Source organism: Arthrobacter sp. MDT1-48-3 (assembly GCF_054511015.1).
On sequence record NZ_JBTNDL010000001.1, the window covers coordinates 637,220 to 652,042 of the forward strand.

Genomic DNA, 14,823 nt, shown 5'->3' on the forward strand with positions numbered 1-14,823 from the left:
TTACTTGCTGTCCACCACTTGCCGTGCGCTTCGACCCGCCGCCCCGCAACCGTCACCGGTCCGTGCCGCGAACGACCGGCGCTGGTCGGACAGCGTGAACACGTGCAGCGGCAGGGCGTCCGCCGGGGCTCCCGCATCGACCATGGTCCCGTCACCCCGTCGGAGAGTCACCGACGGAGGCCCCACCCGTCAACCAGGCGATCGCCTCCGCCTCGTTCGTGAAGTACCGGCTCGGGGTCACCGAGCGGTAGTTGAAGGCGGTGAGCACCCGGCCCACGTCATCCACGCCGACCACGCCGGTCCGGCACGAGCAGTCGTCCTCGATGAGCAGGTGCCGGGCTTCCGCGGTGATCGCATCGACGAGTCCGATGTTCACCAGGAGCGGCCGTCTCCCGGCGGGCGATGCGGCCGTCACGGCCGCCGTCGTCGAGCGGACGTCGTCTCCTCCGATCGTGACACCCGCGGCCCACCGCAGGCGCAGGAAGGCGCCGTCGTCCGTGAGCGTGTAGCGGAGCTCCCCAGCATCCCCAGCCATGTCGATCCATTCGTGTCGTCCCTGAGGTCCTGATCCTAGGCGCAGGAGCGTGCCCGGGACAGCACCGCACCGCCACCGCGCACACGCATTGTGGGCCCGTACGTATCCGGTGGAGGATGGGAGGCGCCACCACCGACCGAAGGAGCCTTCCATGGACCACGAGTTCGATGTCCTCGTCATCGGCGGCGGACCTGCCGGCATGGCGGCCGCCACACGCGCGGCCGAACTCGGCGCGCGCACCGCCGTCGTCGAACGCTCCGCGCTCGGCGGCACGTGCGTGAACTCGGGCTGCGTCCCGACGCGCGTCCTGGCGAAGACCGCCCGGCTGTTCCGGGAGGTCCGCACCGCGTACGACTACGGGATCGTCGTGGACGAACCGTCCGTCGACTGGGCCAGGACGGTCGACCGCGTGCGCACCACGGTGGCCCGGGTCCTCGACGCCAAGGGCTACGGAGCCACCATGGAGCGCCTCGGCATCGAACTGATCGAGGGCGACGCCGAGCTCACCGGCGACCACGGCGTGGTCGTGGGTGACCGCCGGGTCACCGCGGCGTCGATCATCCTCTGCATCGGCGGCAGCGGGCGTCGGCTGCCCGTCGAGGGCGCCGAGTACGCCGTCCTGCCGCACGAGGTGCTGGGCCTCGAGAGCCTGCCCGGAAGCGTGGCCATCATCGGAGGCGGGCACACCGGGGCGCAGATGACCACCATCTTCGACGCGATGGGCTCCCGGGTCCTCCTGCTGGACCTCGCGCCACGCATCCTGATGACGGAGGACGAGGACGTCGCCGCGGCCGTCACCGGGAGCTTCACGGGCAAGGGCGTCCAGGTGGAGACGGGCATCGGGGGGATCGACAGCATCCGGAAGGAGGCCGACGGCCTCACGCTCACCTGGACGCGCGACGGCGAGCCGCTGGCCCGCACGGTGGACGCCGTCATCATGGCGGCCGGCTGGCCCGCCAACCTCGCCGGGCTGGGCCTCGAGGCGGCGGGCGTCCGGACCGCACGATCCTTCATCCCCGTGGACGAGTACCTGCGCTCCAGCGTTCCGCACATCTTCGTGGCGGGTGACGCCAACGGCACGAGCATGCTGGTGCAGGCGGCCGTCTTCGAGGGTGAGACCGCGGCCGAGAACGCGGTGCTGGGCGCCACGCGCACCACGCCGCACCACCTGCTGCCCGAGGGCGGCTTCACGGATCCGGACTACGCAGGCGTGGGGCTGACCGAGACGAAGGCGAGGGAGCGCGACGCCGAGTGCCACGCGGTCTCCGTGCCGTACGCGGTCGTCGAGCGGCCCATCATCGACGACCGCGAGCAGGGATTCCTCAAACTCGTGATCGACCGGCGCCGCGAGCTGATCCTCGGTGCGCATGCCGTCGGTGAGAACGCGGTGGAGGTCATCACCGCGGTGGCGTCCGCGATGGCGGCGGGCACCGACCTCGCCACGCTGGCCCGGGTGAAGTTCGCCTACCCCACGTACAGTGCCGTGATCGGGCATGCCGCACGGGCCGCACTGCGCGGCTGACGGGTGGGGTCCGCGCCGACGGGACGCGGAACCCCGCTAGCTGCGGAGCAGCACCAGCTCGTCCAGCGGAAGGCGCGTCCGCGGTGCGGTCTCCCGCTCCGCCAGGGCGCCGGGAAGCTTGCCTGCCTCGTCCACCGTGCCGACGGCCGTGATCGTCAGGGGCTTCAGGTTGTCGGCCAGGTCGAAGGCCGCCACCACCCTGTCCCACTCCACCCCTGCCATCTGATGGGTCGCCAGCCCCTCGGCCTGCGCCTGCACGCTCAGGTGCGCGATGGCCTGGCCGAGGTCGTACTCGGCGTAGGGACGCAGATCGCCCTCCACGGACGATGTCTCGGCGATGCCCACGACCAGTACCGAAGCGTTGTGGGCCCAGGCGGCGTTGAATCCCACGAGGGCCGAGACGATCGTCTCGAACGCGTGGGTCCCGCGCCGGGCGACGATGAAGCGGCGGGGCTGGTTGTTGCTCGCGGACGGCGCCCAGCGCGCGGCCTCCAGCAGGGCGTCCAGCTGGGGCTCCGTGATCGTCGCCTCCGGATCGAAGGACCGTGGGCTCCAGCGCCCGGCCAGCTCGCTGGTGATCGGGACGCTGGTGTCGGCGATGCGGGTGGTGGTCATGGAAGTGCTGAGCGGCATGCGGGTGCTCCTGTGCGTCGATCGGAAGGGCGGCGCACCATCGGGCCTCGCTGGGGACAACACAGGTGACGGCCGCACCATTCCTGCCGCCAGCCCCTGCAATCAGCGCCGGGGGTCGTCCCGCCGACGTGGGCCGCGCGCCAGCGCCAGGTACTGCGGATTCCGCTCCAGGAACTCCCGCGCCGGAGCGCAACCCGGGATCACGTCGATGCGCCGTCGATGGGCGTCGAGCATCGCTCCGCGCATCAGCACTCGATCCAGTCCCCGTCCCTCGAAGCCCGCGTTCTCGACGACGGCACGCAGGGTGAGCCGGCCCGCGCGGATCGAGTACCTCAGGTACGCGGCGAGGTAGCCGTCGAAGTAGAGCTCGAAGCGGGAGCCTACGGGCGAGTCCCTGAAGACCCTCCGGACCGAGGCACCGCGCTGAGCGGCGATCCTGCCCATGCGCCGCTCGATCTCGTCCACCACCGCCCCGTAGCGCTCCGATGCCCACCGTGGCGGGGCATCGGTGTCCAGCGAGCGGAACATCGCGTTCGCCAGGACGCGCAGTTCGGCGAGCGGGACGACCGCCAGGTCGCCGCCGTCCAGCACGGATGCCATCGACAGTGCTTCGCGCTCCCGCTTCGTGGGAGGCGCGTCGTCGGAGGGCTCAGGAAGGAGTGCGAGAAGGGGTGCCGGTTCCGGATCTGCCGAGCGGGGCTCACCGGCGGAAGCACCGGTGATACCGGACAGGATCGAGATGTCGGTCATGAGGATCCGATGATGGTCGGGTCGCGGCCCTCTGCTGGACCGTGGTGGTGCGACTGTAGCCCCTCCCACCCCCAGAATTTTTCCGGGTCGCGTCCTCCGCCCCTTCGGGACGGCGGACTCCCGGAAATCGAACACATGTCCTATTGTTGAGCCAATCAGCACGAGAACCGGAGGATCAGGGATGACGGCACAGACGGTCGGAACGGGCGACGGAACACCCCGCCCGCTCGATGAGCCCGCATCGGTGCGCTTCACGCCCACCGGCACGCCCCTTGCACTGAGGTGGCGCGGCAGCATCTGGCAGGTGGTCGGTGAGTCCACCCCGTGGCGCGCGTCGTCCACCGAGCGCTCCATGGCCGCCTTCCCAATATCCGGGGCCGACGGGCCGGCCCCGCGGTCCTGGCGGTTCCAGGCCCAGACGGGTCCCGCCTCCCCCGTCCTCGATTTCGTGATCGGCCTCGACGACCGGCACGGTGAGTGGCGGCTGCTGCGCGTCGGCGGCGTCGGCAGCTGACCCGCCCGAGGCCGTCCCTGCTCAGCGGTGCGCAGCGCCTGTCGGCGAGTCCGCGCGCGCGTCACGGCGGCGCCAGTAGGCCGCCATGGCCGCCCCGGACACGTTGTGCCACACCGAGAAGATCGCACCGGGCAGCGCGGCCTCCGGGGTCAGGTAGGTCCGGGCGAGTCCGGCGGCGAGCCCCGAGTTCTGCATTCCCACCTCGATCGCCGTGGTGCGTCTGGCGGGGGTCGGCAGCCGGAAGGCGCGCGCCGCGCCGTAGCCCAGGGCGTAGCCGAGGCCGTTGTGCAGGATGACGGCGGCGAACACCAGCAGCCCGGCGGAGAAGATGATCCCGGCGCTGCCGGAGACGACGGCGATCACGACGACGGTGATCGCCCCCACGGAGATCCACGGGAGGGCGGGGAGCAGCCGCTCGACGAGACGGGGCAGGAAGTAGCGGACGACGAGGCCCGCGACGACCGGGATCAGCACGATCTGGAGGATCGACAGGCCGATGGCCGCCGCGTCCACCGGCATGTACCGGCCCGCGAGCCACAGGGTCAGCAGCGGAGTCAGCACGGGCGCCAGGATGGTCGACACCGAGGTCATCGCGACGGACAGGGCCACGTCGCCGCGCGCGAGGTAGGACACCACGTTCGACGCCGTCCCGCCGGGACAGCAGCCCACGAGGATGACGCCGGCCGCGAGGGCGGGCGGGAGGCCGAGCGCCATCGAGACGCCCCAGCCGAGGAGCGGCATGATCACGTACTGGGCGACCACGCCGATCACCACCGGGATGGGCCGCTTCCCGACGAGCGCGAAGTCGACCGGCGTGAGGGTCAGGCCCATGCCGAACATGATGACGCCGAGCAGGGGATTGATCAGCGGACCGAGGCCGGTGAAGGTCGCGGGCGTCAGGACGGCCACGAGTCCGCCGGCGAGGATGAGGAGCGGGAACAGCGTGACCGCGATCCTCGCACTGCGTTCTTCGGCGGCCTGAGGTCGGGACGGATCTTTGCTCATTGTTAACCGAATACCATGCGCCGCCCCATATGACGCACTGCTAAAGTATCTGTCACCCGAAAGGCAAGGGTACTTGGTTCCTCACCAACGGGAGGTATGGCGATGGCGACGACCGACAGGAAATTCACCGCTACGGAGGAGTCGACGAGCAAGCATCCGCACGACTGGGGGCGGGCCATGGCGGTCGCCATCTGCCGGCTCACGGACATGGCACGGGAGGCCGGCGACCCGGTCCACCACGAGGCGCTGATCGGTGAGGACCTCCACCTCTTCGTCGAGGACACGGCGGACGGTGTGGCCATCACGATGTCCTGGACTCCGCGTGAACAGGGCGCCGTGGCGCCGGCCGCGATCGCCCTGCCGCCGGCCGACGGCGATGCGGACGACGACACGGAGACCCCGCACAGCGCCTCGGGCCAGCGATTCGACCCGACCGGCGGCAGTACGGCAGGGGTCGGCCAGTAACTCCGCACCCGTGTCCAGCCCCTCCGGTTGCTAAGCCTGCTGATGATATGCGGGGTAGGGTGAGACGGAATCACCCAGCCAACCATGTGGAGGACAGCATGAGTGAACGCCCGGATCCCTCGAACGCAGGCAATCCCGACCCCCTCGAGAACCACATCACCGGCTTGGAGCCCGGCGGCGGTGTGCCACCGGGTGAGACGCCGCCGGCAGAATCCAGCACGGCCTGGCAGCAGCAGGGCCACGCGGACGAGGAGAAGCCCTCGAAGGGCCGCCAGGCGCTCTGGGTCACCGTTATCGGGATCGTCGTGCTCCTGGCACTGCTGTACTTCGTCGGCTACATCGTGGGGATCATCGACCTCTTCTAGAGTCCTGCGTGAAGCACGAAGCCCCCGTCCGCCGGAGCGGACGGGGGCTTCCTGCTCGGCGGCCTAGGGTGCCTCGGCGCCGTCGCGCAGCCGGTAGTAGTCGATCAGCGCCGACTCCTCCGCGGGCGAGAGCTCCGCGGTGTTCGCCGACCCCGGCGCATCGGCGATCTCGCTCTTCGTCCAGGCGAGGTGGAGGGCGTCACCCTCGAAGCGTGAGTTCGCGAGGGGCACGAAGTGCTTGCGTGCGTTCAGCAACCCGAAGGAGACCGTGACCCAGGCCGGGACGCCGGACTCCTTCTCGAGGTGTACGTCGTTGACGTCACCGAGCTTCTTGCCCTTGCTGTCCCAGGCCGTTGCCGCCTGGAGCTTGTTGATTTCCGCCTGAGCCATCGAGGTTCCCTTCATCGGACGCGAGTACTCCCATTCCAGCCGAGATGCCGCGGAAGGGCAATCGGCGGTCCCCGTCAGGCCTTGTCGGCAGCCTCGCCGAGCATCGGCACGAAGCGGTCGAGCGCCCAGACCAGGCTGAGGGGGTTGGCCGCCGAGATGGAGAGCGTCAGGGTGTTGTCACTGTCGGCGACGAGCGCACCGCTCTCGACGGCAGGGATCTGGCTGAGCAGGGGATCGCTCGCGATGGCCTCCTCGGTGGCCTCGTCGGGGACCCAGGTGACGAAGACGTCGGAGTCGAGCTCGTTGGCACGCTCGGCGGACCACGGGATGAAGAACTCCTCCGAACCCTTCGTGTTCTCCGTGACGACGTCGGCCTGCACCATGCCGAGCTCGGTCAGGAAGCGTGGGCGGTTGTCGTTGGCGGTGTAGACGCTGACGCCCTCCGCGCTGCCCGGCTCGAGGTTGCCGTAGATGAACGTCTTGCCCTCGAGCTGGGGGTACTCGGCGGCCGCCTCGGCGATGGCCTGCTCCGTCTCCGCCACGAGCTGCTCGGCGTCGTCGGACAGGCCGAGCGCCTCGCCGATGATCCGCGTCGAGTCCTGCCAGGCGGTGCCGTACGCGACCTCGGGGTAGGCGACGACCGGCGCGATCTTGCTCAGGGTGTCGTAGTCCTCCTGCGACAGGCCGGAGTACGCGGCGAGGATGACATCCGGGGCCGTGGCGGCGATGTCGTCGAACGCGATGCCGTCCGTCTCCGTGTACTGTGCGGGCGCGCTCTCCGTTCCGATCGCGGCGCCGAGCTCCTCGAGCTTCGCGTCCTTCCACGGCGTGGACTGGTTCTCGTTGCCGCCGTAGGTGTCGGCGGGCATGCCGACGGGCACGACGCCGAGGGCGAGGGACACGTCCGCGTTCACCCACGACACGGTCGCGACGCGCGCGGGCTTCTCGGTGAGGGTGGTCTCGCCGAAGGCGTGCTCGATCGTGACGGGGAAGGCATCCGCGCCGGCGGAGGCACCGCTGCCACCGGTGGCCGCGGCCCCACTGTCGGCAGGGCCGGTGGAGCAGGCGGAGAGCGAGAGGGCGGCGACGGCGACGGCGGCGACGAGGCCGCGCAAGCGTGAGGGGGCCATGGGGGTCCTTGACTTCTGTGGCCTCGGAGGAGGCCGTGGAACGGGGTAGAAGTAAGGCTAACCTAAGCCGATCTGGATTACGAAATGCTTTCGTTGCGTAATAGCTACCGCTCGCGCGCCTTGCGCGTCGCCCGGTCGTTCGCCTTCTGCAGCGCCTCGACGAGATCCGCCTTGGACATCGTCGAACGCCCGGGCACGTCGAGCTTCTTCGCGAGGTCGTAGAGGTGCTGCTTGGAGGAGTTGGCGTCGACGCCCCCGGCCGTCGGCCGCGCTTCCGCCCGCCCTCCGGCCGCCTGGTCGTCCGACGGGCCCTTCTCCTCCTTCGGCTCCCAGTGGTCCCCCACCTTCTCGAAGCCGTGCTTCAGGGAGGCGAAGGCGGTACGGCGCGCGCGCTCGCCGTCGCCGTACTGTTCCTCGGCCGCGTCCAGCGTGGCCGCGAACGTGTCCTGGGCCTTCTCGTCGGAGCGCTGCAGCGTGCTCGGCAGCGTCTCCGGCTTGACCTTGCCGTCCTTCGTGAAACGTGACATTCCAGCAGCCCTCCGGGAGATCGACGGCGGCCCTGCGGGACGGCCGGGCCGGTACGAGCAACCTACCGCAGGGGAACGGGCGGATTCGAGCATGGACAGCACCCTGTGCATCGGCGCCCATCCGCTGTAGCGTGAAGCGCACCAGCCATTGGGGACTGCCAACCGCAGGAGGACGCGGTGTCCGGCCCCAGGGCCGGACCATCACCTACGCGCCAATGGAGGACATTCGTGATTCCGAGCAACACCACCGCGTCCGGTACGCCCGGCAGGGCGAAGAACCGGGCCCTCGCACTCGGCATGGCGGCGCTCATCGCCCTGCCGCTGCTCGCCGCGGGACCAGCCCGGGCGGACGGCAATTTCCCCTCCCCGGGGGGCACGACGAACACCGCCAGCATCCTCACGTACGCCGACACCGTGAAGGAGCTCGAGAAGATCGAGGCGACGTCGCGCTACGGCGTGGACGTCTTCACCCTGGCCGAGGCCGGGACCGCCGTCGACACCAGCGAACAGGGCCGGAACCTGTACGTGGCGACCGTGGGCACGGGTCCGAAGGACGTCTGGGTACAGGGCCGCATCCACGGCAACGAGCCCTACGGTGCCGAGGCGATCCTCAGTCTCCTCAAGGACCTGGGCACCAACGGGTCGCCGGAGTACAAGGCGATCAGGGACGCCTTCACCATCCACTTCATCCCCATGTACAACCCCGACGGCAGCGAGCTCAACATCCGGCAGACGGTCCTGTGGGACACCGCGGCGGACGCACCCCGCACGGACGCGAACGGGCGGGACCTCATCGTGGACCTGAACCGCGACTGGGTGGCCGGCAAGTTCCAGGCACGCGAATCGCTCGCCTTCTACGAGTACTGGACCCTGGTGGATCCGGACTACGGCATCGACATCCACCACCAGGGGCTGAAGCAGCAGTACGGCACGGGCGACGACGTCACGCTGTCCCTCGGCATCTCGCTCGCCCCGGGCGGTCCCACCCTGCCGACGATCGAGGGCGGCGCCTACGACATCCTGACGCGGCAGATGCACGGCTACGTCTACGAGGAACTCGAGGACACCGGTTTCATCACGATGGACCGCTACCAGGTGGGCAACAGCCTGGAGATCGACATCAAGGGCGGCGTCGTCTCGGCGATGATGCTCGGGCTGAACTACCAGGGCCTCAATCCGGAGGGCCACTCCAACCCCGTGGTGTTCTTCGAGACGTCGGGCAACACCAGTGACGGCTCGCTGGGCCAGAAGGCGCGCGGCAAGAGCATCCAGCAGAACATCCTGGCCATGCGGACCCTGCTCACCGGCCTCGCCAGCGGCGAGGTCCAGCAGACCGACCCGGAGGTGTGGGAGGAGATCCCGCACGCTCCGGTCACGGGGTACAGCACCGACTACGCCGGGACCATCCCCGTCACGCCCTAGCTCGAACGAGCAGATGCACGACGACGGCGCCTCCGCAGCCTCGCGGGGGCGCCGTCGTCGTGCCGGTCCCGGTCCGCGCCCGGGCCCGACCTGCGCGCCCGGATCCGCGGCATCAGCCCCGCGCGGCGAGGAAGGCCTGAAGTGCCGGCAGGTCGTCCGTGTTGATGTGATCCACTCCCGCCGCGGCGAACTCTGCCCAGACGGCCTCCCGGGCGGGGCCGGGGAGGTCCGGCGTGGCCCAGAAGCGGACCCGCGCGCCCTGGGCGTGCGCCGTGGCGACATAGGCCCGGAGCTCGGCCCGCTCGGTCGCCGGCATCTCACCGACCCCCTGCCAAGCGAAGAGCTGCGTCCAGTTGTTGCTGATCAGCGGCATGAGGCTCGACGGCAGGGCGGAACCGAGATCGGTGGCACGGCCGTCGTAGAAGCTCAGTCGCTGCCGGTCGGCCGCCATGGTGGCCATTGGGCGATTCCCACTGATGACCACGCTGACCGCGCCCTGCTTGACCTTGCCGTTGCTGAAGCGCGTCAGCATGCCGCGGTGTTCCTCGAGGTCCGACTCGATGGCGGCCCACGTCGCCTCGGCGTCGCCCTTGATGTCCACGAGGAGCTGGAACTCACCGTCCCATTCCGGGTAGACGCTGCCGGCCCTGCCGCGGACGAGCTCGTCGAGCGGATCGAGGTACAGGCTCTCGAGGGTCACGCCCGGCGTCACGTCCTCGGCGTCATGCGCCACGAGGAGTTCCCCGTCCACGAGGTGGACGTCGGCCTCGACGCTCGTGAAGCCGTGCTCGAGCGCGTCGTGGAGCGGGCGGTCGTGCTCGTAGTCGTTGTGCGCGTGGGCGGCGGCCTGCGGCGTCCCGAGCACGACGTCGTCGCGGGTGGAGGCGGCCGACGCCGGTACGGCGGCGGTGAGGGCGAGGGGCGCGGCGAGCAGCACGGCGATGGTACGTCCGATGGTCATGGGTCGTCAGCTTCCTGCAGGGTTCGGGGACGGTTCCGAGGCTAGGAAGCGGACATGATCAGGAGACGGACTCCGGCCGACCCGGGGGTGAACACCTGCGGAGCGGCCGGGCCCTCAGCCGAGGGTCGCGAGATACCGGACGAGTTCCCGGGGAGCCGACGTCGGCGCCACCGCCTCGACCGCCGCGTTGTAGTTGGTGTTCGTGTTGACGTCGTACGTCAGGACCCGCCCGTCGGCGGTCTCGATGAACTCGATGCCGCAGACTTCGAGGTGGTTGCGCCGCGCGAACTCCTCGAACTGCGCGATGACGGGGTGGTCGAAGTCCTCGCGGAGGCTGAAGAGCTGCTGGTCCGGCTCAGGGGCGATCGTCGCGCCGGGCGGCATGATGGGCTTGCCGGTCTCCGGGTCGATCGCGCAGGCGTCCGCAGGGCAGAGCTGGAAACCGCCGCGTGCGGTGTCGGCCTTGATCGCATAGACGAAGCGCCCGCCGACGATCTCGGCGCGCGTGATGAAGGGTTCCGCTGCCTGGATGAATTCCTGCACCAGGGTGATGCCGTCCGCCGGCTCCTCGAACTCCTCCGACGCCACGTAGGCGGCGAGCTCGTCATGGGACTCGAACTTGCGCACCCCGAGGCCCTTCCCGCCCTGGTTGTGCTTCACGATGAACGGTGCGTCGAATCCCTGTGCCGCCTCGACGATGCGCTCGCGGCCGACGGCGGCCACGGTGCGCGGCGTATCGATCCCAGCGGCCCTCAGGGCGGTCAGCTGGTCCACCTTGCTCATCTCGAGCTCGAGGACCCGGCGCCCATTGACCGTCCGGCGGCCGTGCGCCTCCAGCCAGGACAGCACGGAGCGCGCGTAGTCCTTGGACAGGCCGTGATCCCGGGTGTGCGCCGACGCGCTGATGCGGGACCAGAAGATCCCCTCAGGAGGGACCGAGTCGAGATCCAGCACCCCGTCGGTGAGCAGCCATTCGACCACCTCGACCCCCTCGGCCTCGAAGGCGCGGGCGAAGGGCGGGAACCATTCAGGGTTCTCGTGCAGGGCGTAGACCGTTGTCACGGAGGTCCTTCCGATCGGGAGTGGGACGGCTGGCGTTCATCGTCATAACCGGACCCGTCGGACACCTATTCCGTGCTCCGCGCACAGGCGTCCTCCCGCGGGACCGGCCAGCGGGCGTCAGTCCTCGATGAAGATGTCGTTGCCCGGCCCGAGCGGCAGGTCGAGGTAGAAGAACACCGTCAGGATGGCCACCCACGCCAGCCAGAACGGCACCACGAAGGGCAGCATCCGGGCCATCAGGGTGCCCAGGCCCGCTTCCGGTTCGTACTTCCTCAGCATGGTCAGCAGCACGATCATGTAGGGGTTCAGCGGGGTGATGACCTGCGTGGCCGAGTCCCCCACCCGGAACGCCCCCTGGATGAAGGCCGGCTCGTACCCGAGCAGCGCGAACAGGGGGACGAAGACCGATGCCATGAGCGTCCACATCGAGGACCCCGAGATGATGAACAGGTTCAGCACGGACGCGAGCAGGATGAACGCGAGGACCGCCGGGTACCCGGTAAGCCCGATTCCCTCCAGCGCTCCGGCACCCGCGACAGCGATCCAGGAGCCGATACCGGACCAGTTGAACAGCGCGATGAACTGGCCGAGGATGAACGCGAGGACCAGGAAGCCGGCCATGTCCTTGATCGCCTCGCCCATGACACGGGGGACGTCGCGCCCCGTGGTGATGGTGCCGACGACCCGCCCGTACACGAGTCCCGGAATGGTGAAGAGCAGGAAGACGATGAAGACGATCGAGCTCAGCAGCGGCGAGCGCGGCAGGAACCCGCCCGTCTCGTTCCGCCAGGGCGAGTTCGGCAGGAGCACGGCCACCACGATTGCCAGCGCCACGACGACGCCCACGATCATCGACCACCGCAGGCCGCGCGCCTCCTGCGGCTCCAGTTCGGCCTTCAGGACCACGGGTGCCGCGGCGTGCTCGCCGTCCTCCACCACCTCGTCGACGGGGACCGCCTGCCGGGCGAGCCGGGGTTCGAGCACCTTGTCGATGATGAACCCGGCGATGACGATCAGCACGAGCGAGGACGCGATGTTGAAGTAGTAGTTCGAGAGCGGCGTGACGGGAGCGCCGGCGTTGGGCAGGCTCTCCGTGACCGCCGTCGTGATGCCGGCGAATAGGGCGTCGAGGCTCGTGACGAGCAGGTTCGTGGAGTATCCCGCGCCCGCCGCCGCGAAGCCGCCGAGCAGCCCGGCCACCGGGTGCCGCCCCGCGGCCTTGAAGACGAGGGCCGCGAGCGGCGGGATGATGACGAAGGCGGAGTCGGACATGACGGAACCGACCACGCCGACGAAGCCCACCGCGTACGGCAGGGCCCAACGGGGTGCCGAGCCGAACACCTTGCGGATCAGGGCACCCAGCAGGCCGGACTTCTCGGCCACGCCGACGGCGAGCAGGATCGGCAGCACCGTGGCCAGCGGCGGGAAGCCGAGGTAGTTGGCACCGAGGTTCTCCGTGAGCCAGGTCATGCCCTCGCCCGTGAAGAGACCCTTGATGACCGTCGCCTCCTCGGCGCCCGGCACCTGCACGGTGACGTTGCCGAGCGCCATGCCGGTGGTGACCACGGCCGTGATGCCGAAGAGGATCAGGAAGAGCATGAACGGGTCGGGCAGCTTGTTGCCCACCCTCTCCACGCCCGTGAGGAACCGGTCCGTCAGTCCCGGGCTGGGTGCTGCAGTGGTCGACATGCGTTCTCCTTGGCGGTCGGTGCTGCGGGTGCTGCGGGTGCTACGGGTGCTGCGGGTGCTGCGGATCGTCCGGGGGCCGGCGGGTCCGGCACCCGGCGGGCAGGGCGGGTCAGTCGAAGTAGGAGGGCACGTCGATCGCGCCGCCCTGGTCCTCGAACTCCTCGTGCACGGCGGTGCGCAGGGAGGTGTCGACGAGGTAGTCCAGCGCGGTGAGCGCCAGCCCGACGGCGCCGTCGAGCGCCCCCTGCTCCGCCTCGGCGCTCCTGGCCGCCTCCGCGAAACCCCGCGTGTGCAGCGCCGTGGCCGGCTCGGCGATGCGGATGAGGGGATGGATCCCCGGGATGCGGTAGCTCACGTTCCCGAAGTCGGTGGATGCAGCGAGCGCCTCGGAGACGACGCCGAGCGGAAGCGGGGAGCGTCCCCGGCGCTGCTGCGCGGCCACCCAGCGGCCCGTGAGCGCGTTGTTGGTGCGGATGGGCAGGGACGGCGGATGCTCGTCCCACTGCAGGTCCACGCCCGTCCCCGTCATCAGGGCAGCGCCGCGGGCGACGTCCTCGAGCCGCCTGCTCAGGTCCTTCAGGGTCGCCGGCTGCTGCGAGCGGGCATAGAGCTTCAGCACGGCACGGCCCGGGATGATGTTGGGGCTCTTCCCACCCTCGGTGATGTTCGTGTGCACGCGGTCCGACGGCGGCAGCTGCTGCCGGAGCAGGCCGATGCCCTGGTAGGCGAGGCTGGCGGCGTCGAGCGCGTTCCGGCCCATGAACGGCTGGGCGGACGCGTGCGCCTCGACCCCCGTGAACGTGATCGTGAGCAGCCTCCGCCCGAGCCACACCTGGTCGGCGAGGTCGTAGCCGTAGGGGTGCACCATGATCGCGGCGTCGACGCCGTCGAACGCCCCGTTGCGGGCCAGCACCTCCTTGCCCGAATGCCCCTCCTCGGCGGGGGTCCCGAGGAACACGACGCGGCCGGGCAGCCGGTCGGCCACCGAGGCCAGGGCCAGGAACGCGCCGAGGCCCGCGGCCGCGATGACGTTGTGGCCGCAGGCATGGCCGATCCCGGGCAGGGCGTCGTATTCGGCGAGGACCGCGATGGTCGGGCCCGCGTCCGCATCGCCCACCTCCGCGCGTACCGACGTCTCCACCCCGTGCACCCCGAGGCGGGCGTCGATACCGTGCCGCGTGAGTTCCTGGTGCAGCAGCATCGCACTGTGGTGCTCCTGGAACGCGGTCTCCGGATGGGCATGCAACTGCTGCACCACGTGCCGGAGGCGCTCCGCGACGGCCTCCGCGCCCCGCTCGACGTCGTCGACCAGTGCGGACGGCGCGCCCTGGAACGCGGATGGGACCGGCACCGCATCGGCGAGGAGCCTCCGCGTCCGCTCGTCGATGGATTGCAGGTACGCCGCGTCCGGCGGTGTGGGATGAGCCATCCGAGTAGCCTAAGCAACAATCAGCGGGCTGCGCACTCCCGGAATCCGATGTCCGGTGTCCCAGCGGCCCTGCTCGCCGAAAGATAATCTTCCGGAAATATCCCTGCAACACCGCTCCCGAATCATGGAGGAAGTCGCCCGCCAGTCTCAGCGGGCCGCACCCTGAACCACCGAGGAGCACCCATGACCGCCATCGCCACCCCCAGCACCGCCCGCGTCCTCGACCTCGGCGCGCTCAGCACCGGAACGGTCGTCGAGGCCCGGCGGAAGAACGAGGTGCACTACCGCGGGTGCGTCGAGGACACCGCGCCGGGCCTGGGCGTCGTGTGGATCCGCGACGACATGGCCGGGCATCGCGCCATCCTCCACCTCGACGAATACAGCATCTGGCACGTGGCCGCCTGACCCGCGGCGCTCCGGCCCC

General features: G+C 70.0%; 17 protein-coding genes. 6 read left to right on the top strand and 11 right to left on the bottom strand.

Annotated elements, in window-relative coordinates:
- Positions 1–151 precede the first annotated feature (151 nt).
- The gene (locus ACX80L_RS03085; RefSeq protein WP_133081350.1) at positions 152–535 is read right to left on the bottom strand and encodes a hypothetical protein; all 384 of its coding nucleotides are present in this window, start codon (positions 533–535) and stop codon (positions 152–154) included.
- A gap of 151 nt (positions 536–686) precedes the next feature.
- Between ACX80L_RS03085 and ACX80L_RS03090 the strand changes: the two genes are divergently transcribed.
- Positions 687–2,057, top strand: a complete 1,371-nt coding sequence (locus tag ACX80L_RS03090) for a dihydrolipoyl dehydrogenase family protein (protein ID WP_459287589.1) — start codon at positions 687–689, stop codon at positions 2,055–2,057.
- 36 nt (positions 2,058–2,093) lie between these two features.
- Here ACX80L_RS03090 and ACX80L_RS03095 read toward each other — a convergent pair whose 3' ends face one another.
- Together ACX80L_RS03095 and ACX80L_RS03100 are read right to left on the bottom strand one after the other, a co-directional pair.
- A complete protein-coding gene (locus tag ACX80L_RS03095) occupies positions 2,094–2,690 on the bottom strand; it encodes a nitroreductase family protein (RefSeq protein WP_133081352.1) in 597 nt (198 codons plus the stop codon).
- Between the two features lie 102 nt (positions 2,691–2,792).
- A complete protein-coding gene (locus ACX80L_RS03100; RefSeq protein WP_459287591.1) occupies positions 2,793–3,440 on the bottom strand; it encodes a GNAT family N-acetyltransferase in 648 nt (215 codons plus the stop codon).
- 181 nt (positions 3,441–3,621) lie between these two features.
- Here ACX80L_RS03100 and ACX80L_RS03105 point away from each other — a divergent pair, with 181 nt between their 5' ends.
- Entirely contained in the window at positions 3,622–3,954 is a 333-nt protein-coding gene (locus ACX80L_RS03105) for a hypothetical protein (RefSeq protein WP_208740565.1), read from the top strand.
- 21 nt (positions 3,955–3,975) lie between these two features.
- Here the strand turns inward: ACX80L_RS03105 and ACX80L_RS03110 are convergent, their stop codons facing one another.
- Positions 3,976–4,959: a bile acid:sodium symporter family protein gene (locus tag ACX80L_RS03110; RefSeq protein WP_459287593.1), complete on the bottom strand. Its 984-nt coding sequence runs from the start codon at positions 4,957–4,959 to the stop codon at positions 3,976–3,978.
- 102 nt (positions 4,960–5,061) lie between these two features.
- Here ACX80L_RS03110 and ACX80L_RS03115 point away from each other — a divergent pair, with 102 nt between their 5' ends.
- Together ACX80L_RS03115 and ACX80L_RS03120 are read left to right on the top strand one after the other, a co-directional pair.
- Positions 5,062–5,424, top strand: coding sequence for a hypothetical protein (locus ACX80L_RS03115; protein WP_459287595.1), 363 nt, complete (start codon positions 5,062–5,064; stop codon positions 5,422–5,424).
- Between the two features lie 98 nt (positions 5,425–5,522).
- A complete protein-coding gene (locus tag ACX80L_RS03120; protein ID WP_459287597.1) occupies positions 5,523–5,789 on the top strand; it encodes a DUF6480 family protein in 267 nt (88 codons plus the stop codon).
- Between the two features lie 63 nt (positions 5,790–5,852).
- Here ACX80L_RS03120 and ACX80L_RS03125 read toward each other — a convergent pair whose 3' ends face one another.
- The 3 genes from ACX80L_RS03125 to ACX80L_RS03135 form a co-directional block, all read right to left on the bottom strand.
- Positions 5,853–6,179, bottom strand: a complete 327-nt coding sequence (locus tag ACX80L_RS03125) for a PRC-barrel domain-containing protein (protein ID WP_133081357.1) — start codon at positions 6,177–6,179, stop codon at positions 5,853–5,855.
- A 74-nt stretch (positions 6,180–6,253) separates the two neighbouring features.
- The gene (locus ACX80L_RS03130) at positions 6,254–7,309 is read right to left on the bottom strand and encodes an ABC transporter substrate-binding protein (RefSeq protein ID WP_459287599.1); all 1,056 of its coding nucleotides are present in this window, start codon (positions 7,307–7,309) and stop codon (positions 6,254–6,256) included.
- Between the two features lie 104 nt (positions 7,310–7,413).
- Positions 7,414–7,836, bottom strand: coding sequence for a ChaB family protein (locus ACX80L_RS03135; RefSeq protein WP_133081359.1), 423 nt, complete (start codon positions 7,834–7,836; stop codon positions 7,414–7,416).
- Between the two features lie 228 nt (positions 7,837–8,064).
- Here ACX80L_RS03135 and ACX80L_RS03140 point away from each other — a divergent pair, with 228 nt between their 5' ends.
- Positions 8,065–9,258, top strand: a complete 1,194-nt coding sequence (locus ACX80L_RS03140) for a M14 family zinc carboxypeptidase (protein WP_459267983.1) — start codon at positions 8,065–8,067, stop codon at positions 9,256–9,258.
- A gap of 112 nt (positions 9,259–9,370) precedes the next feature.
- On the opposite strand, the gene ACX80L_RS03145 is transcribed toward ACX80L_RS03140, so the two are convergent.
- The 4 genes from ACX80L_RS03145 to ACX80L_RS03160 form a co-directional block, all read right to left on the bottom strand.
- Complete coding sequence (locus tag ACX80L_RS03145; protein ID WP_459287601.1) at positions 9,371–10,219, bottom strand: phosphatidylinositol-specific phospholipase C/glycerophosphodiester phosphodiesterase family protein; 849 nt, start codon at positions 10,217–10,219, stop codon at positions 9,371–9,373.
- A 114-nt stretch (positions 10,220–10,333) separates the two neighbouring features.
- The gene (locus ACX80L_RS03150) at positions 10,334–11,281 is read right to left on the bottom strand and encodes an ATP-grasp domain-containing protein (protein ID WP_133081361.1); all 948 of its coding nucleotides are present in this window, start codon (positions 11,279–11,281) and stop codon (positions 10,334–10,336) included.
- Between the two features lie 117 nt (positions 11,282–11,398).
- Positions 11,399–12,970: an AbgT family transporter gene (locus ACX80L_RS03155; protein WP_459267981.1), complete on the bottom strand. Its 1,572-nt coding sequence runs from the start codon at positions 12,968–12,970 to the stop codon at positions 11,399–11,401.
- Positions 12,971–13,079: 109 nt separating this feature from the next.
- On the bottom strand, positions 13,080–14,399 hold the full coding sequence (locus ACX80L_RS03160; RefSeq protein ID WP_459287603.1) for a M20 family metallopeptidase: 1,320 nt from the start codon (positions 14,397–14,399) through the stop codon (positions 13,080–13,082).
- A gap of 183 nt (positions 14,400–14,582) precedes the next feature.
- Here ACX80L_RS03160 and ACX80L_RS03165 point away from each other — a divergent pair, with 183 nt between their 5' ends.
- Positions 14,583–14,804, top strand: coding sequence for a hypothetical protein (locus tag ACX80L_RS03165; RefSeq protein ID WP_133081364.1), 222 nt, complete (start codon positions 14,583–14,585; stop codon positions 14,802–14,804).
- The last annotated feature ends 19 nt before the right edge of the window (positions 14,805–14,823 follow it).

Bases quoted from the DNA above. Each gene is read 5' to 3' on its own strand.
- ACX80L_RS03125 (WP_133081357.1), bottom strand. From the start codon at position 6,179: ATGGCTCAGGCGGAAATCAACAAGCTCCAGGCGGCAACGGCCTGGGAC.
- ACX80L_RS03115 (WP_459287595.1), top strand. From the start codon at position 5,062: ATGGCGACGACCGACAGGAAATTCACCGCTACGGAGGAGTCGACGAGC.
- ACX80L_RS03100 (WP_459287591.1), bottom strand. From the start codon at position 3,440: ATGACCGACATCTCGATCCTGTCCGGTATCACCGGTGCTTCCGCCGGT.
- ACX80L_RS03155 (WP_459267981.1), bottom strand. From the start codon at position 12,970: ATGTCGACCACTGCAGCACCCAGCCCGGGACTGACGGACCGGTTCCTC.
- ACX80L_RS03095 (WP_133081352.1), bottom strand. From the start codon at position 2,690: ATGCCGCTCAGCACTTCCATGACCACCACCCGCATCGCCGACACCAGC.
- ACX80L_RS03110 (WP_459287593.1), bottom strand. From the start codon at position 4,959: ATGAGCAAAGATCCGTCCCGACCTCAGGCCGCCGAAGAACGCAGTGCG.
- ACX80L_RS03145 (WP_459287601.1), bottom strand. From the start codon at position 10,219: ATGACCATCGGACGTACCATCGCCGTGCTGCTCGCCGCGCCCCTCGCC.
- ACX80L_RS03085 (WP_133081350.1), bottom strand. From the start codon at position 535: ATGGCTGGGGATGCTGGGGAGCTCCGCTACACGCTCACGGACGACGGC.
- ACX80L_RS03130 (WP_459287599.1), bottom strand. From the start codon at position 7,309: ATGGCCCCCTCACGCTTGCGCGGCCTCGTCGCCGCCGTCGCCGTCGCC.
- ACX80L_RS03165 (WP_133081364.1), top strand. From the start codon at position 14,583: ATGACCGCCATCGCCACCCCCAGCACCGCCCGCGTCCTCGACCTCGGC.
- ACX80L_RS03105 (WP_208740565.1), top strand. From the start codon at position 3,622: ATGACGGCACAGACGGTCGGAACGGGCGACGGAACACCCCGCCCGCTC.
- ACX80L_RS03120 (WP_459287597.1), top strand. From the start codon at position 5,523: ATGAGTGAACGCCCGGATCCCTCGAACGCAGGCAATCCCGACCCCCTC.
- ACX80L_RS03160 (WP_459287603.1), bottom strand. From the start codon at position 14,399: ATGGCTCATCCCACACCGCCGGACGCGGCGTACCTGCAATCCATCGAC.
- ACX80L_RS03135 (WP_133081359.1), bottom strand. From the start codon at position 7,836: ATGTCACGTTTCACGAAGGACGGCAAGGTCAAGCCGGAGACGCTGCCG.
- ACX80L_RS03090 (WP_459287589.1), top strand. From the start codon at position 687: ATGGACCACGAGTTCGATGTCCTCGTCATCGGCGGCGGACCTGCCGGC.